Origin of the sequence: Streptomyces sp. NPDC002896 (assembly GCF_040295225.1) — a bacterium.
Classification (GTDB): domain Bacteria; phylum Actinomycetota; class Actinomycetes; order Streptomycetales; family Streptomycetaceae; genus Streptomyces.
This window is the reverse complement of sequence record NZ_JBEOVA010000046.1, coordinates 34,203-50,016: the sequence shown is the minus strand read 5'-3', so window position 1 is coordinate 50,016 and position 15,814 is coordinate 34,203. Positions and strand designations below refer to the sequence as shown.

General features: G+C 69.6%; 11 protein-coding genes and 1 pseudogene. 9 read left to right on the top strand and 3 right to left on the bottom strand.

Annotated features, from left to right (window positions below; translation table 11 throughout):
* From ABT009_RS42595 to ABT009_RS42585, 3 genes and pseudogenes are all read left to right on the top strand, one after another.
* A pseudogene (locus ABT009_RS42595) lies at positions 1-81 on the top strand (transposase); the annotation flags it as partial.
* Positions 82-207: 126 nt separating this feature from the next.
* The gene (locus ABT009_RS42590; RefSeq protein WP_351307200.1) at positions 208-1,008 is read left to right on the top strand and encodes a phosphotransferase family protein; all 801 of its coding nucleotides are present in this window, start codon (positions 208-210) and stop codon (positions 1,006-1,008) included.
* Between the two features lie 65 nt (positions 1,009-1,073).
* Entirely contained in the window at positions 1,074-2,516 is a 1,443-nt protein-coding gene (locus tag ABT009_RS42585) for a hypothetical protein (RefSeq protein WP_351307195.1), read from the top strand.
* 466 nt (positions 2,517-2,982) lie between these two features.
* On the opposite strand, the gene ABT009_RS42580 is transcribed toward ABT009_RS42585, so the two are convergent.
* The gene (locus ABT009_RS42580; protein WP_351307193.1) at positions 2,983-3,825 is read right to left on the bottom strand and encodes a hypothetical protein; all 843 of its coding nucleotides are present in this window, start codon (positions 3,823-3,825) and stop codon (positions 2,983-2,985) included.
* Positions 3,826-4,458: 633 nt separating this feature from the next.
* Here ABT009_RS42580 and ABT009_RS42575 point away from each other — a divergent pair.
* From ABT009_RS42575 to ABT009_RS42550, 6 genes are all read left to right on the top strand, one after another.
* Positions 4,459-5,463 (top strand): DUF3800 domain-containing protein, encoded by a 1,005-nt coding sequence (locus ABT009_RS42575; protein ID WP_351307192.1) that lies wholly within the window; start codon positions 4,459-4,461, stop codon positions 5,461-5,463.
* 616 nt (positions 5,464-6,079) lie between these two features.
* The gene (locus tag ABT009_RS42570; protein ID WP_351307190.1) at positions 6,080-6,721 is read left to right on the top strand and encodes an Abi family protein; all 642 of its coding nucleotides are present in this window, start codon (positions 6,080-6,082) and stop codon (positions 6,719-6,721) included.
* Complete coding sequence (locus ABT009_RS42565) at positions 6,718-8,775, top strand: DNA methyltransferase family protein (protein WP_351307189.1); 2,058 nt, start codon at positions 6,718-6,720, stop codon at positions 8,773-8,775. Before ABT009_RS42570 ends, ABT009_RS42565 begins: the two co-directional genes overlap by 4 nt.
* Before the next feature lie 87 nt (positions 8,776-8,862).
* Entirely contained in the window at positions 8,863-10,425 is a 1,563-nt protein-coding gene (locus tag ABT009_RS42560; RefSeq protein ID WP_351307187.1) for a type I restriction-modification system subunit M, read from the top strand.
* Entirely contained in the window at positions 10,422-11,642 is a 1,221-nt protein-coding gene (locus ABT009_RS42555; protein WP_351307185.1) for a restriction endonuclease subunit S, read from the top strand. Before ABT009_RS42560 ends, ABT009_RS42555 begins: the two co-directional genes overlap by 4 nt.
* Complete coding sequence (locus ABT009_RS42550; RefSeq protein WP_351307183.1) at positions 11,639-14,716, top strand: type I restriction endonuclease subunit R; 3,078 nt, start codon at positions 11,639-11,641, stop codon at positions 14,714-14,716. The genes ABT009_RS42555 and ABT009_RS42550 overlap by 4 nt, the downstream gene beginning before the upstream one ends.
* A 43-nt stretch (positions 14,717-14,759) precedes the next feature.
* On the opposite strand, the gene ABT009_RS42545 is transcribed toward ABT009_RS42550, so the two are convergent.
* Both ABT009_RS42545 and ABT009_RS42540 read right to left on the bottom strand, forming a co-directional pair.
* On the bottom strand, positions 14,760-14,981 hold the full coding sequence (locus ABT009_RS42545) for a DUF4253 domain-containing protein (RefSeq protein ID WP_351307181.1): 222 nt from the start codon (positions 14,979-14,981) through the stop codon (positions 14,760-14,762).
* Positions 14,982-15,313: 332 nt separating this feature from the next.
* Entirely contained in the window at positions 15,314-15,760 is a 447-nt protein-coding gene (locus tag ABT009_RS42540; RefSeq protein WP_351307179.1) for an SRPBCC family protein, read from the bottom strand.
* Between the last annotated feature and the right edge of the window lie 54 nt (positions 15,761-15,814).

The following is a 15,814-nucleotide window of genomic DNA, read 5'->3' as shown; positions in this document are numbered from 1 at the left end:
CGCCGCTACATCATCTGGCGGAACAAGCACGCCGCCGACGAGCGGCTCCGCGAGGTCATCGACAGGGCGAACGTTGCTTGATGCGGCACTAGATCCACCGACGGCGGATCCCGTGCCCGCCCGTTCCACTCCATGAGTGCCGCCCCGGCCGTACCCTGGCCGGGGCGGCACCCCTGTCCCCGAGCACCTGAGGAACCGCGCGTGTCCATGTCCCGCATCCCGTTCGAGCAGCTCCCCGGCGACGTCCGCCAGGCCGTCGCCGACAAAACCGGCGCCGTGCACCATGCGGTGACCGTGCGGGGCGGTATGAACTCCGGCATCGCCTCCGTCCTGGAGACCGAGAGCGGCAGCGTCTTCGTGAAGGGCATCCCGGCCGACCATCCCCAGGTCGCCGCGCAGCGCCGTGAAGCAGCGGTCGCCCCGCACCTGCCGACGTCCTGCCCACACCTGTACTGGCACCTGGAACTCGACGGCTGGAGCCTCCTCGGCTACGAGGTCATCGAGGGCCGCCACGCCGACTACGCGCCCGGCTCCCCCGACCTCCCGCTCGTGGAAGCCGCGCTCACCGAACTGCAAGCAGTCACGGCCCCGGCCGACGTCGAGATCAAGGACGCCGTGGACCGCTGGGCGGAATACGCCCCACCGGCGACGTCGCACTTCTTCGGCGGCGACACCCTCCTGCACACCGACTTCGCCCCGGACAACGTCCTGATCGTCGACGAACGAGCCCGGCTCGTCGACTGGGCGTGGCCGACACGCGGCGCGGCGTGGATCGACCCCGGCGCCCTGGCCCTGCGGCTCATGGACGCCGGCCACTCGGTGGAGGCGGCGGTGGCCTTCGCGGGACGCTTCCCGTCGTGGCGGACCGCCGAACCGGAAGCCCTCGCCGCGTTCGGGGCGGCGACTGCGGCACTGTGGCGGGAGATCGCCGAGGGGGACGGGACACCGTGGAAGCAGGGGATGGCAGAGAGAGCGGCGGCACTCGCGTATATCCTCGCCAAGGGGTAGCAGTCAGGTAGCGGGCCTCATCCCAATCAGCGCCGACCGGGCCGTCGGGGTGGCCGAACTCCGGCGTGCGCCCTCTCCTGCGTACTTGTTTGCGCTCCCCCGCCCTGTCCTACCGTCCTCCGGCTCACACGACGTCGACGGAAGGGCTGCAGGTGACCGAGGGCGAGTCCAAAGCCATTGCCGAGATCCTCCACGAGCTCAGCACCAACTCCCACGTTCAGGTCCGCTCGTCCACCGAACTCGCCGCCCAGGTCACCAAGGCTGCGTCGGAAGAGGACGAGAAACGAATCGAGGATGGGCGGGGTCCACTACGCCGACGTACCGACTACCGAGCCGTCGGGAGGGCGCCGCGATCACTGACACTCACTCCCTGGCAGGTCATCCACGCCATCGGCCTCGGCGCCGCTTCGGCCCGCCAGGGCGCGGGGCGGGGACTCGCCGAACATTGGGGCAGCCTCCGCTACAACCAGGCCCTGGAAGCAAATCGAGGCCGCTACCTGCAACTGTCGTCCGAAGGGCGCGACCTCCTGCGCTTCTACAAGGCCACACAGTCCGGAGAAATCGGCACTGGCTTTGCATCGCTACTGGCCGAGAACATCGTCAGGTCCCGGTACCCCGACCACTCGGTTTCCGTGATCCCGGCGGACATCGCCCTGAAGGCCGGCTGGACACTGAGCAGTTCCGGTAACGGCCCTCGCCCGGAGCCGCTTCAGCGAAGGCCGCACTTCTTCGTCGAAGCCTGGCGCCCAGGGCAGCCATCCAAAGTCCTCCTCCTCGCCTCGAAGGGCACGCACAGCAGCGCCCATCAGGTGCACAAGCAGCTGAGCACGGCCAGTGCCCACGTTGAGTCAGTACACATCGGGCCCTACGGCACCGTCCCGTACCTGCTCATAGGCACCGAGATTCCCCCCGCGGAGGCCCTCGCCCTGCACGCTCTCGAGACTCCGGGCATGTCCCTTCTCCGCACGCCCGGAGAGACATCCGGAGCCGACCTGGACCTCGTACTGGAACAGGACAATCGCATGGCCGACGTCGTGCGGCCCACAGACCGTGGAGAGACGACCATCCCCGGTTTTCAGGTGCTGCCGGACTCCTACGCCTGGTTCAGCGTCGTGCTGGCCCGGACGGAAGCGGCCACGCTCATGGCTTTCACCGGAGGCGGCAAGCCCACCGCCCAGTACCTGACCAAGGAACAAGGGCGCCGCCACTTCCTGCACGACACCCGCACCGACACGGCAAAACTGCGAGATGCGGAGCACCGCATCCACGACATCGACTTTGTTGGCACCGACCATATCTACCGCCTCAACGGCACCCGTGTAGAAGCGTTCTCCGGCCTCAAGAGGAGTCTGTACGTGCACCTCCACCACGGGCGCGTCAACGAGTACCGACGCGAGGTACACGCCCTACGCGGGCAGTGGCCGGACCGCAGCACGTCTGGACAGTGGAACGTGGTGTCCATCCGCGGCGACGGGACCGTGATGGCAATCCGTCTCCTAGAGGAGTGACCCAGGAGGTCAACGGCCATCTGCTGAGCGGTCCGGGTGGCGGCTACGCCGGTCGCGCCCAGCTGAAAACGGTGCCGGTCACGAAGCAGCGGTGGTGACTATGCAGCCCGGCTGCCGGCCGAGCCGGACCGTACGCATGTCGCCAATCCGGATGTCCAGCCCGGGCCGGACACGCCGACCGTACTCGACCATGCCTGGCTGGAAGTCCACCCCCGCGCTGAAACCCCTCGGCAAGAATCTCCAAGTCGCGGCCGGTGCCGCAGCCGAGGTCGGCCAGCGTCCGGGTGCCCGGCCGGTACCGCTCGATCAGAGCGCGGGCGGCGTCGGCTCCGCCGCTGTCGGCCCGGGCCAGGGCGTACAGCGCCGGGTCCCGGTACAGGAGTTGGTGGCTTCGATCTGGGTCTCCGGGTGCCACGGCGCTGTCGTGCCTTGGACAAGTTCAACGACCTGACTCGTCGGTCAACGCTCAGGTAACCCGCGGTCGCCCTCGTCCGTTCCCGTAGTCGTGTGGCCCCGCGCCCTCCACTCCAAGATGGACAACGTCATCGCCATTGGCGCAAACTTCCGCGATGAGCTTCCCGAGTTCGGCCAGGGTGTCCTGGCCCAGCAGCGACGGGTTGGCCTCGAGCATCAACGCGATGTGTTCCCCGATGCGCTGAGGCGTGAGATCACTCGTCGCCCCCAGCTCCACCGGACCGTCCTCGCCCTCGTCCACGATCCGGGCGTCGCGCACCAGCCGAAGCTGTCCATCGCTGAACAGCCTCGTAACCAAAGCCGCCTTGACCCGCTCCTGCGCCTCCGCGCTGCTCATAGTCGTCCGCTGATCGTCTGGAACAACGACGGCTTCCTCCAGGTCCCCCTCGGCCTCGGACCGACGGTCACTCGGGCGACCTCGTGTGACGCTGCTCCACTTCGCCTTTACGGACAGGGTCGCCCGGTCGTTCCACTTCGCCTTCGCTGCCGGGAGCGCGCGTTCAAACCACCACTTCCTGACAAGCGGAGCAGCCTTCTCCGCCAGCCTGAAGCTGACCTCGATGAGCACCTGGGTGGCGAACTCCGCGAGCTCTCGGCGCTCCTGCGCTCGCGCCTCCGATTCCTGGTGGTCAAAGTCGGGCCAGTCCTGTGGGTGCGCCGCCACCGGATCCGGCCCGTTTTCCTCCTTCAGAAAGATCTCGGCGTGATCCATCTGATCGGTGCCGGGGTCAGTAATGCCGCGGCGAGCGCCTGCGGTCTTCCTCGACCGTGCGAGGCGGGCACCCTTCCGGACTCTGACAGTGGCCTCGTACTCGTCGTACTCATTGCTGTCCATGCCCCACCTTCGACTTGCGGGATGCTCTGCGCCCGTCGTCCGCCCCAGCAGCCACGGCCACGACTCTGTAAGTTCGGTCTCCGGCCGTCCACCGGATCGCCAAAAGTGACTCTGAACCGGAACGGAGCAGGCGCGGACCCGCCGGATCGGCAGCAAGGCCGACGACGAGAGAGGTTCGCCGGGATACGGGAGGGTTGCATTCATCTCCGTTCGCGGGAGCCCGACCAGGCCGACCAGGCCGACCAGGCCGACCAGCCACGCTATGTCGCAGCTCAGGACGGCAGCGAACCTGCTCGAACCCTCCGACGAACATTTGGAAAGCCTGTTTGTTGGGGCAACCCCTCACGAGTTCGAATCTCGTATCCTCCGCCAGTGCCTCACAGGGCACGCTGTCGAAGGGCCCCACCGTTCGCGGTGGGGCCCTTCGACGTTGAGTGCAGTTTGCGTGATCAGGCGGCGACGGCCCCCTCCGCGCCGAAGCAACTGGCCTGTTTTGCGTGCCCGACCTGGACGCCGCTCCGCGCAACTGACCAGCCGGACGGCACGATCGAGGCTGAGGGGATAGCCGACCGCTGCGGGTGCCATCGCCGACTGCGGCTGGCCCGCCCCGAAGCTGGCGGGCATCCTCCATGCATGTCCACTTCATCCTTGGAACGCCCCGTCGTTTACGTCGACGAGTCCGCCAACTCGGGGCAGAACCTCCTCGATCCGCACCAACCTGTCTTCACGGTGGCCGGGGTTCACCTCCCTGACGACCTCGCCGCCTCCATCATCGACGAGGTCCGTGGGCAGCTCCCGCGCAATCTGCGCGAGCCGAAGTACACGTCGTTGGCGGGTTCCAGCGGCGGACGGAAGGCGCTGATGAACGCCTTCTCGCGCCTGCCCGAGGGGAGCGTGCGAACGTACTTGGTCCACAAGCGATTCATGGTGATGACCAAGATGGTCGACGTCATCGTGGAAACCATGGCGCACCGGGACGGCTACAACCTGTACGAGGGGAAGGAAACCCTCGCTCTGGCGAACATGCTGCACCTGGCCAGCCCGGTCATGGGAGATGCGGACGCCTACGACCGGATGCTCCAGGCGTTCGTGAACTGGGTCCGACAGAGGGCCACCACCGACGAGCTGTACGCGGCCATAGCCGCCCTCAAGGCCTCCATACAAAGCCAGCAGTTCGCCGAGTTGGTGGAGGTCCTGGAATACTGCCGGCCCGTCGCTGACGAGACCGCAGCGGTGATCGCATCCCAGGGGCATCGGGACGAGCTGGATCCGGCGATCCCAAGCCTGTACTGCCTTGCCACCACCTTCGGTCAGACCTTGGGCAAGTTCCGCCTGGTGCACGACGCATCGAAAGTAGTCGACCGCAACACTGCCTACCTGCACACCGTGCACTTCCTCCCCAATCCCGCACGGCAGGGTGAGTTCATGAACCCCTTCATGGGCGCCATCGAGTTCGCGGACAGCAAGGACCACCCGCAGCTCCAGGTGGCGGACTGGGCCGCGGGCGCCACGCGCCAGTGGGCGCAGCAGATGGCAGGTGGCGGCGGGGACCAGTTCTCGCGCGACCTGGAGCCGATTGCCCGACCCTGGCTCATCGACGGCATATGGCCGGCTCCCGTGGAGGGCTCAGGTTCTTGATGGCGAAGGTGCGCCTGGTAGGCGACCTTGCAGCCTGCATCGCGGGCGACGGTGAGCGGTAGAGCTCCGACGGAGACGGCTTGGTCCACGATCACCAGCACGGTGCCGAACTTCGCGGTCAACTGGCCAGCGGGGCGTGGGCCGGCGGCCCTTCCTCCGCGATGTGAGAGGAGGGGCATGGTGCAGCAGCTTGCTGCAGCTGACCGTGGCCGAGATAACCCTGCCAGCCCTTCGCCCGGTGCGCGAGAGAGCTAGCTGTTCGCCCGCCTGAAACAAGCAACTGTTGAGAAGTGGGCTTCTCGGGCCTATATATCTGTGAATGTGGCCCGGGCAGTGACGTCGCTGCTAGCGTGGACCTTGGTCGAAGTGGTGAACGTCGCCCAGCCTCAGCGGCTGTGTCCCGGGACACAGCTATGCCCCGGAGTCCGCCTGATCGCTGCGGGCGGACTCCGGGGCAGGGAGCCATCATGCTTCTTGCCCCGGGCTGTATGCAACTAGGTGCAGTGACAGAAGTTCCAGGGCGTACGCAGAAGAATCTAGCACAGTTACCTGCAATCTGCGTCGGACACAGGGGGACGCAGTGATGCGGAGCGATGAGCAGGAACTGGTACGGGCCATGTCGGCCGAGCGCTTTCAGCCGTTCCTCGCGGTATGCGGGGGCGACGCCACAGTGGCACTGCGCCTGTATGCGTGGGACGCCGAGGTCAGCCGGGCTTTATACAGCATCTTGCGGGACCTGGAGATCTGCTACCGCAACGCCGTCCACCGGCAGCTCGCAGGCAAGTACCGCCGGGACGACTGGTGGAACGACCGACGCATCCGACTGCACCGGGTCGGCCAGGACAACATTGCCGATGCCCGCGAGAAGCTGCGCACGATGCGCAAGCCGGATGCTCCCTGCGACGTCGTGGCGCAGTTGTCGTTCGGCTTCTGGGTTGGCCTCTTCGCCAGAGGCGAAGGGCGCCACTACGAGATGCAGCTGTGGAACGCGTCGCTTCAGCATCTTTTTCGGGCGCACGGCATCCGCCGCGATGAGCTGCACTTGGAGTTGAAAAGACTTCTGAAGCTGCGGAATCGGGTCGCCCACCACGAGCGCGTCTTCCACATGGAGTTGGAGGACCGCTTCACCGCCGCGCTCACGCTGATGGGCTACGTCAGTCCCGAGACGGCCTCGCTGCACGAGAAGTTCGGCCAAGTGCCGCAGGTGCTGGCTCGCAAGGAACGAGTGCTGTCCGGAGAGGAGGAGATTCGGCTGTGAGCCAGGGGAACCAGCGGCCGCCCACGAACCGGAACCGGTTCAAGCCGGTGACACTCGGCGAGATCAAGGAGCTCGCCAGCGTGGGCCGCCCCACCGTGAGTAACTGGCGCCGCCGACACGCGTCCTTTCCGACCGCGATGGGCGGCACAGAGAACAAGCCGCTGTTCGACGCGGAGGAAGTCGCCGAGTGGCTGGATACCCGGCCCGTCCCCGACGCGGAACGGCGGGAGGACGGACGTATGCCGACGTACGGAGACCGGTTCCGGGAGGCTCTCCGGTTGCGCCAGTTGGTCGCGCTGAAGCACGATGGCATCTCGGCAGAGACGCTGATCAGGTCCGCCTTGTCGCTGATCGCCGATGCGGCCGCAGGTAACCGGCGGGCTCCGGTCGCGGGCGGACAGCTCGAACAAGCGGTGGATGAGCTGCTGGACAGTACGGAGACGCCGGGTGCCGCCGCCGACGCGGTGCTCGACTTGGCCGGCCGGCTCGAATCTGACCTGGCCATGGACGCCACCCCGGCGGTGGTGGCGGAGCTGATCGGCGCGCTGGTCCGCCGCCGCGAGGCCGCCGGTGAAGCCGAATGTGCCCGCCCCTCCGTGATCAACCTGTACGCCGGCACGGGAGACCTGCTCTTTGCCCTTGACCGTGGCCGGCTCGGCCAGATTACCGCGATGGAGTCGGACAGGCTTCGCCGGGAACTGCTGGGCCACCGCCTGCTGGCGCACAATGTGCAGGGCGTCGACCTGTATGCCGATGTCGCGGCGCTGCGGGCCGACGGACTCACGGCGGCCGACGTCGTCGTCGTCGACCCACCCTATGCGGCGGGCGAGCGCGAGACGGACGAGGACGGGCCGCTGAGCCGGGCCGCCGAGGCACTGGGTCTGCTCGGGCCCGGTGGCACCGCGTACGTGGTCGTGCCGTCGTGGACGCTGGCCCGTCAGAGGACGGGTGTTCGCAGTCCGAACGTCCGGCTGCGCGAGCACCTCCTCATGGAGGACGCGGTGGCTGGCATCGTCCAACTCCCGCGCCGCATTCATCCGTTTCGCACCGGTGCGGAACTCGCCCTTCTGGTCCTGCGCCGGGACGCCGAACCGGCCGAGCGCGGCCTGACGCGGTTGGTGGATGGCGACCGAATCGCGGTGCGGACGGGGCTGGGGCAGCGCTGGGCCGAGTTCGTCGCCGACGCGCTGAGCACGGCGGACCTCCCGGCGTCCGAAGAGGTCCGTGACATCCCGGTGATGGCCGCGAGCCCGCGCGGGGAGCAGCTGCTGGACGGCCGGTCCCTGCTGCCCGCCCACCGGCTGGCCTCCCCCGAGCCGGGACTCGACCACTTCGGGGCGTCCCTGGACGCCCGCCGGGAGGCGGCGGCGGCGCTGCCCGACCTGCGGGAGTGGATCGGCGGCCTGGGCATCGCCAAGCGGGAGAGCCCGGTGCCGCACCGCCGGCTCGACGAGCACGTGCGGGCCGGGCAGTTGAGGCTGCTCCCGGGGCACCGCATCCACTCCGAGGACATCGCCGACGGGGGCCTGGTCGTCATCGGCCGGGAGGAGATGCTGGGCACACTGCCGATCGGTCGGCGGCGTATCGCGCCGGAGGCGCTGGCCGGCTACCCGCAGGCGGCGGTGACCGAGCGCGGCGACGTCCTGCTGCTCACCGAGCACGGGGTGCGCACCCATGTGGACGACCTGGGCGGCTGCGTCCTGCTGGCGCCGGTACAGGGCCTGCGGATCACCGCGTACGCGCAGCAGCGGGCGACGGGCGGCACGGCCGGCGGCCTATGGATCGGCCCGCACCCGCTGGCCCGGCTGCTGGCCGCGCCCAGGAACCAGCAGCGCAGCAGCGGTTCGCTGGTGCGGCGGGTCAGCGTACGCGACATGGACCTGCCGCAGCTGCCGCCCGAAGAGATCACCGAACTAGAGGCCGTCCTCGCCGAGATCGACCGGCACCGCGCCGAGGTGCGGCGCCAACTGGACGCTCTGGACACGCTGGCCGAGCGGCTCGCCGCCGGGGTTGCCGACGGCGCGCTGGCGTTACGGCGGCGGCCGAGCCGGTAGCCGGTGGTCCCATGGAGGAAGCACGAAGTCGAACACCAGAGAAGCGAGGCAGCTGTGCCGCCACGGAAGAAGCGGTCCCCGGAGGAGATGAAGGACATCCTCTGGCGTGCCGCCGACAAGCTGCGCGGCAGCTTGGACACCGCCGCCTACAAGCACTTCGTGCTGGGCCTGGTCTTCCTGAAGTATGTGTCTGCGGCGATGACCGAGCGGCGCCGGCAGCTGGAGGCCGAACTGCGCGCGGAAGGCGGATGGGAGGAGGCCGGACTGCTCGCGACCCTGGAGGAGCGCCGTGAGTACACGGGCTCCGGCGTCTACTACGTGCCCCCGGCCGCCCGTTGGGAGAGCGTCGTGGACCTGGCGCGGGGCACGGGGGACGGGGCTGGCATCGGCGAGGCAATCGACTCCGCGATGCGCGCGATTGAGGGCTACAACCCGGCCCTGCTCGGAACCCTCCCGCAGATCTACGGCGACAGCAGTGTGGACGGGCGGCGCCTGGCCGACCTCGTGGAGCTGCTCGACCGCGTGGTATTCCAGGAACAGGCCAGCGGTCCCGGCGCCCCGGACGTCGTGGGTGAGGTCTACGAGTTCTTCCTCGCCCGGTTTGCCGCCTCCGAGGGGCGCAAGGGCGGTGAGTTCTTCACCCCGGCCAGTGTCGTCCGGCTGCTGGTGGAAGTCCTCGGACCCCGGGAGGGTGAGCGGGTGTACGACCCGGCGTGCGGCTCCGGCGGCATGTTCGTCCAGACCGCGCACTCGGTCAGAACTCACGGCGGCGACTGGCTGAACGTGGCGTTCTACGGCCAGGAGCGGAACGCCACCACTTGGCGGCTGGCCCACATGAACCTGGCCGTCCACGGGATCGAGGCTGGTCTCGGCACCGGGCCGGCCGATGTCTTCCGCGAGGACCGGCACCCGGACCTCAAGGCACAGGTCGCTCTGGCCGCCCCGCCGTTCAACCTCTCCGACTGGGGCGGCGACTTCCTGGCGATGGACCGGCGCTGGGTCTACGGCACCCCGCCGGTCAACAACGCGAATTACGCGTGGCTCCAGCACACGGCGAGCAAGCTCGCCCCGGGCGGGCGGGCGGGCGTGGTGCTCGCCAACGGGTCGATGAGCAGCAGGCAGTCCGGTGAGGGGGACATCCGCCGGGCGATGCTCGAAGCGGACCTGGTGGCCTGCGTGATCGCTCTACCGGGCCAGCTGTTCCGCACCACCGCCATCCCGGCGTGCGTGTGGCTCCTCGCCGACGGCAAGGGGCGGGGCTCCGTCTGGGCGCGTGAACGCGGCGGCGAGGTGCTGTTCGTCGACGCCCGGGAGCTGGGGTTCATGGCGGACCGCACCCTGCGGGAGCTGAGCGACGAGGAGATTGTCCGCATCGGCGACCGGGTCCGTGCCTGGCGCGGCGAGTCCGGCGCCGGCACGTACGAGGACGAGCCGGGCTTCTGCGCGAGCGTGCCCCTGTCCGCCATCGCCGAGCAGGACTTCGTCCTGACCCCGGGCCGGTACGTCGGCACGGCCGAGGCCCCGGCGGACCCGGATGCCGAGCCGCCGGACGCGAGGGTCGCCCGACTGACCGCCCTGCTGCGCGAGCAGTTCGCCGAGTCTGAGCGCCTGGCGAAGGCCGTCGATGCGCAGTTGCGGAGAGTGTCGTGACGGCCGTCCGCACGCGGCCCCTGAAGGAATTCGCCGTGCCGGACGGCCTCGTCGGCGGACCGCTCGGCTCCCGCCTCGGAAAGCGGGACTTCGTCCCGGAGGGGGTCCCGGTCGTCCGTGGCCAGAACCTGTCCGGCGGCGGGTACTTCTCGTCGACCGGTCTCGTCTTCGTCCCGGCCGCCCGCGCGGACGGCGCGCTCGCCCGCCACCTCGCCATTCCGGGCGACCTCGTCCTCACCCAGCGCGGTACGCTCGGCCAGGTGGGAATCGTGCCCGCCGGAATCCATGACCGGTATGTCCTGTCACCGGCCCAGGCGCGGATACGGGTGGACCCGGACCGGGCGGACGTCAGGTTCCTCTACTACTGCCTCCTGGACCCGGGCATGGTGGCGCTGATCCGTTCGCGTGCCGTGACCACCGGGGTTCCGCACGTCACCCCGGACATCCTCGGCGATCTCCCGATCCCCGCCCGGCCGCTGCCGGAGCAGCGGGCCGTCGCCGATGTCCTCGGGGCACTGGACGACAAGATCGCCGCCAACGAGTGCACGGCCGAAACCTGCCTTCAGCTGGCCGACGCCTCGTTCGCGGCGGCGCCAGCGGGCCCCCCGCAGCGGTTGGGCCAGGTCGCGGAACTGCACGACGGGCCGCACGCCACGCCGGTGAAGACCGCATCCGGCCCGTGGTTCCTCAGCATCAGCAGCCTGGACGCCGGCCGCCTGGACCTGGCCGCCTCCGCCCACCTGTCCGAGAAAGACTTCGCCAGCTGGACCCGGCGTGTCCGGCCGCGGGCCGGCGACGTGCTGTTCTCGTACGAGACCCGGCTCGGCCACGCGGCGCTCATGCCGCCCGGTGTCCGCGCGTCCCTGGGACGCCGGATGGCACTCCTACGAGCGAAGACCCCTGCGGCGGGCGGCGCACTGCTCCTGCACGCCTACCTTAGCCCCGCGTTCCAGGACGAGATCGGGCGCCGTAGCCTCCATGGCGCCACCGTGGACCGGCTTCCGCTGGGGGACATGCCCGGCTGGCCCCTTCCCCTTCCCGCCGAGGGCGAGCGGGCCGGGCTGTCCGCGAGACTGGACGCCCTGCACGCGAGCGCGGCGCAAACTGCAGCCGAGAACCGTACCCTGGCGGCACTGCGCGACACCATGCTCCCCGGGCTGATCTCCGGCCGGTTGCGGGTCGGGGACGCTGCCCGCGCGGTGGGAGAGACCGGATGAGCGAGCGCGTCGCGGGCACCACAGGGCCGACCGAGCGGGAGCTAGAAAGGCACACCCTCGAACTGCTTGGCGAGTACGGCTGGCGGCCGGTCGACGGGGCCGAGCTCGGGCCGTCCTCCGGGGAGCGGAGCAACTGGGACGACCTGGTCCTGCGGCCGCGCCTGAGCGAGGCGATCAGGCGGCGCTACCCGCTGCTGCCCGAGCGGTCCGTGGACGACGCAGTCGCCCAACTGCTGGAGCGAGCCACCAGGAACGATCTCCGCGAGAGCCACCAGTTCCACCAGCGGCTGGTCAACGGCGTCGGCGTCCCGTACCCGGACGCGGCAGGCGGCGGGGAACGGCACACGGTTGTCCGCCCGGTCGACTTCTCCGACCCGTACGCAAACGACCTGCTCGCCGCCCGCCAGGTCAAGGTACGCAGCGCCCAGGATCGCGTTGCCGTCTTCGACATCGTGCTGTACGTCAACGGCCTGCCCCTCGCGGCTATCGAGCTGAAGCGGGCTGGCGGTCGGGACGCCGCCCGCGACGCGTACAACCAGATCCAGGGCTACCGCCGCGATCTGAAGGAGACGGGCACGTTCGCGAACGTCCTGGTGACCCTCGTCACCGACGGCACGACCGCCCGGATGGGCACCCCGTTCACCGCCTGGGACGACATGGCGCCCTGGCACGCCGACCCCGACGGTGCGCTGCTGCGCCGGAGGGAGCGGCAGGACGGGCGCGCCTTGGAGCGGATGCTGCTTGGCGCCTTCGAACCCGCCCGGCTCCTTGATCTCGTGGCCAACTTCCTGTCGTACTCCGCGCGCCGGACGGGCGCGGTGGACACCGTCACCCTCGCTAGGGCCCACCAGTTCTTCGCCGTCAACGCGGCCGTCCGCGCCAGCGAGACCGCCGTCGCGACGGACGGCCGGGCCGGGGTGGTCCGGCACGCGCAGGGCGCGGGCCGGAGCCAGGAGATGTTGTTCTACGTCGGCAAGGCCGCGCGGGCGCCCGAACTGCCGCACCCGATGTTCGTCGTCCTCACTGACCGCGTCGACATCGGCAACCGGCTCTACGCGGCCTTCGCCGCCAGTTGCACCCTGCCGGCGGCGATCGGCGGCGGCGTCGAATGGGCTCAGGACAGCACGCAGCTGCGGCAGTTGCTGCGGCGCGACGCCCACAGCGGTGTCGTCTTCGCGACCGTGCAGAAGTTCCGCCTCACCCACGAGGAACGTGAAGCGGGCGCCCGCCATCCGCTGGTGTCCGCACGCCGCGACGTCATCGTCGTGGTCGACGAAGCCCACCGCGGACAGAGCGCCCGGCACGCCCTCAACCTGCGCGAGGCGCTACCGAACGCCACCTTCATCGCGTTCACCAGCACCCTGGCGGACGACCGGAACGGCCGCACGCACGCCGTGTTCGGCAACACCATCCACACCTACGATCTGGCGCAGGCGGTGGACGACGGAACGGCCGTGCCCGTCTTCTACGAGTCGCGCCCAATCCGGACGCCACCCGAGGACGTGGACTTCGACGTCAATCTCGACGTCGGCTTCGTTCCCGATGCTGCGGACCTGGCCGCTTCCCCCGCGCGGATCGAGGCGCTGGCCCGGGACGTACTCGCGCACTGGGACGTGCGGCGCACCCAGATGATCAAGCTCACCGGCCGGCCCGGCAAGGGCATGGTGGTGACATCGTCACGGCTTGCGGCGGCGCGGCTGTTCGATGCCCTCGCGCGACTGCGGCCGGAGTGGACCAGCGGCCGGGACCCCCGGACGGGACTGCTGGCCGACACCGGCGGGCGGATCCGGGCGGCCGTCACGGGCCACATCGGGGACTCCGCCGAGATCGCGGACCACGTCCACAGCCCGGAGGGGCTGAGGACGATCCAGCGGCAGATCTTGGATCCCGACGACGAACTGGAACTTGTCATCGTCCGGTCGCTGTGGCTGACCGGCTTCGACGCCCCGCCGCTGCACACCCTCTACCTGGACCAGCGGATGCGCGGCCCCGCGCTGCTGGAGGCCGTCACCCTGTTGAACCGCACGTGGGACGGCAAACCGTCCGGCCTGGTCGTGGACTACCAGGGCGTAGGCCCGCAACTCGCCGAGGTACTGGCCGACGCTACTCGGCAGGGCGGGGACGGCGGCGCACCAGTCACGGACGTCGCGCACGCGGTGGGCGCCGTACGGGACAACCACCGGCGGCTCCTGGACGTCCTGGCCGACTGCCCGTGGCGGGAGATTCGCGACGGCAGCGGCCCGGACGCGTACCGGGGGGCTGTGACGGCGGTATTGGACCACCTCGCCGCTCCCGAGCCCGGCGCGCGGCCGGGAACGGCCCGGCGCGGCGACCGGTTCACGCGGCACGTGAGCCTCATGCGCGGCGCGTTCTCGCTCTGCCCGGCGGACGCCGGGGTGCGGGACCTGCTCGCCGACATCCGCTTCTTCGAGGCCGTGCGGACCGCGCGGGAGAAGCTGGACGCGTCCGCCGACGGCACCGGCGGCTCGGCCGACCTGTACGACGCCGCCGGCCTGGCCGAAGCGGACCTCTCCCGCCCGGACGACGCCCTGCTGGATCGGCTCCGGGCGAGCCGCCGCCCACACCTCGCCGTTGAGGCGCTGCGCCGCACGCTGGTCAGGGACATCCGGCAGGCGCACCCGAACAATGTCGTTCGCCAGGAGGCCCTCACTGCGAGGACGCGGCAGGCCGTGGACCGCTACGCCAACGGCCTGATGACGGCCGACGAGGCCATGACGTCCCTGGTCGCCCTGGCCCACGAGGTGTCCGACGACCGTGCGCGGGCGCAGCGGCTGGAGCTGACCGAGGACGAACTCGCCATCTACGACGCGCTCGTGGTCGACCCGCTCGTGACCGACATGATGGGGGCGGCAGTCTTGACCCGGCTCGCGCGCGAGCTGTACGGCCAGGTCAGGAGTGTCACCACGGTCGACTGGCGGCTGAAGGACCAGGCCCGGGACCGCGTCGTGGCCCGTGTGCTGCGGCTGCTACGCAGGAACGGCTACCCGCCCGACCAACTCCAGGCGGCTGTCGAGCGGGTGCTAAGGCAGGCGGAGGCCGACGAGTGGACGTGACGCGCCGCTCAGGCCGGTTGAGGGCGCGCCGGGCCGCGTGCCATCAGTCCCACCAGAAGTGCCAGACGTGGCGATCCAGGACCGCCTTGGCCGCGTAGGTGCGGAGGGTTTCGTGGTGGCCTTGGACGATGTTGTCTGGGCAGAAGGTGTAGTGCTCGGCGGCGACCGCCTTGGCCTCGCAGCCTACGACGTAACTAAGTCGATCTATTTCCCCTCCGCACCCTGAGACGAGGGCTCGGAGGGTTGCAGTTGGGGTTGCATTCATGGTCGTTCAGGGGGGTCCATCCGAGCGAGCCAAGAGCACTGGGCCGCAGGTCAGAACGGCCGCGAACCCGCCCGGACCCCCGGACGAACATTTGGAAAGCGTGTTGGGGGCAACCCCTCACGAGTTCGAATCTCGTATCCTCCGCCAGTGCCTCACCGGGCACGATGTCGAAGGGCCCCACCGTTCGCGGTGGGGCCCTTCGGCGTTCTCCGTCTCAGTTTCCAGCGCGCATGATCATCGCAATCCCGAAGCGCTGACAGCGGGCGGCCAGTCAGTCGACCCGGACGACCTCGGACGAGCACTGATCCGCCTCGGGTGTTCTGTGAGGTGCCTCAAGCGCTTCCGCCGTGCTCGCCCACCGCGATCCGAGCCAGCTTCGTCAGCATCATGCCGTTGCGGATCGCGACGATGTAATCCACGGGAAGTCCGTGCATCCGGGTGCCAGGGCCCCGGAGGGGGTGCCAGTCGAGGATGAACAGGGTGTTCTCGCCCCAGGGGATCAAGTTCATGGCGATGCGGGCTGCGCCGAAGGGATCTGCCTTCGCTTCCAGCTCCAGGCGGCGTTGCGGGTCGCAGATGCGGACGACGCAGGTGTCGTCGAGGGTCAGGGGGCCGGCGCCGACTCGGACTTTCAGGCGGGCGCCTACTTCTGGCCAGTGCGGGTCCGCGTCAAGGACCTGCTGGGTACCTGTCACCCACTCCCCGTAGCGGTGGCCATCGGACAGCAGGCGCCAGACCTCGGGGGGCGAGCTCAGGATCAGACGGCGGTTCCGGGCCACACTAATCACGCTCCTGGAGGACGGGGACATGGGAGGCGTCTCCGGTCATGGCGT

Bases quoted from the DNA above. Each gene is read 5' to 3' on its own strand.
- ABT009_RS42590 (WP_351307200.1), top strand. From the start codon at position 208: ATGTCCCGCATCCCGTTCGAGCAGCTCCCCGGCGACGTCCGCCAGGCC.
- ABT009_RS42580 (WP_351307193.1), bottom strand. From the start codon at position 3,825: ATGGACAGCAATGAGTACGACGAGTACGAGGCCACTGTCAGAGTCCGG.
- ABT009_RS42575 (WP_351307192.1), top strand. From the start codon at position 4,459: ATGTCCACTTCATCCTTGGAACGCCCCGTCGTTTACGTCGACGAGTCC.
- ABT009_RS42570 (WP_351307190.1), top strand. From the start codon at position 6,080: ATGTCGGCCGAGCGCTTTCAGCCGTTCCTCGCGGTATGCGGGGGCGAC.
- ABT009_RS42560 (WP_351307187.1), top strand. From the start codon at position 8,863: ATGAAGGACATCCTCTGGCGTGCCGCCGACAAGCTGCGCGGCAGCTTG.
- ABT009_RS42550 (WP_351307183.1), top strand. From the start codon at position 11,639: ATGAGCGAGCGCGTCGCGGGCACCACAGGGCCGACCGAGCGGGAGCTA.
- ABT009_RS42545 (WP_351307181.1), bottom strand. From the start codon at position 14,981: ATGAATGCAACCCCAACTGCAACCCTCCGAGCCCTCGTCTCAGGGTGC.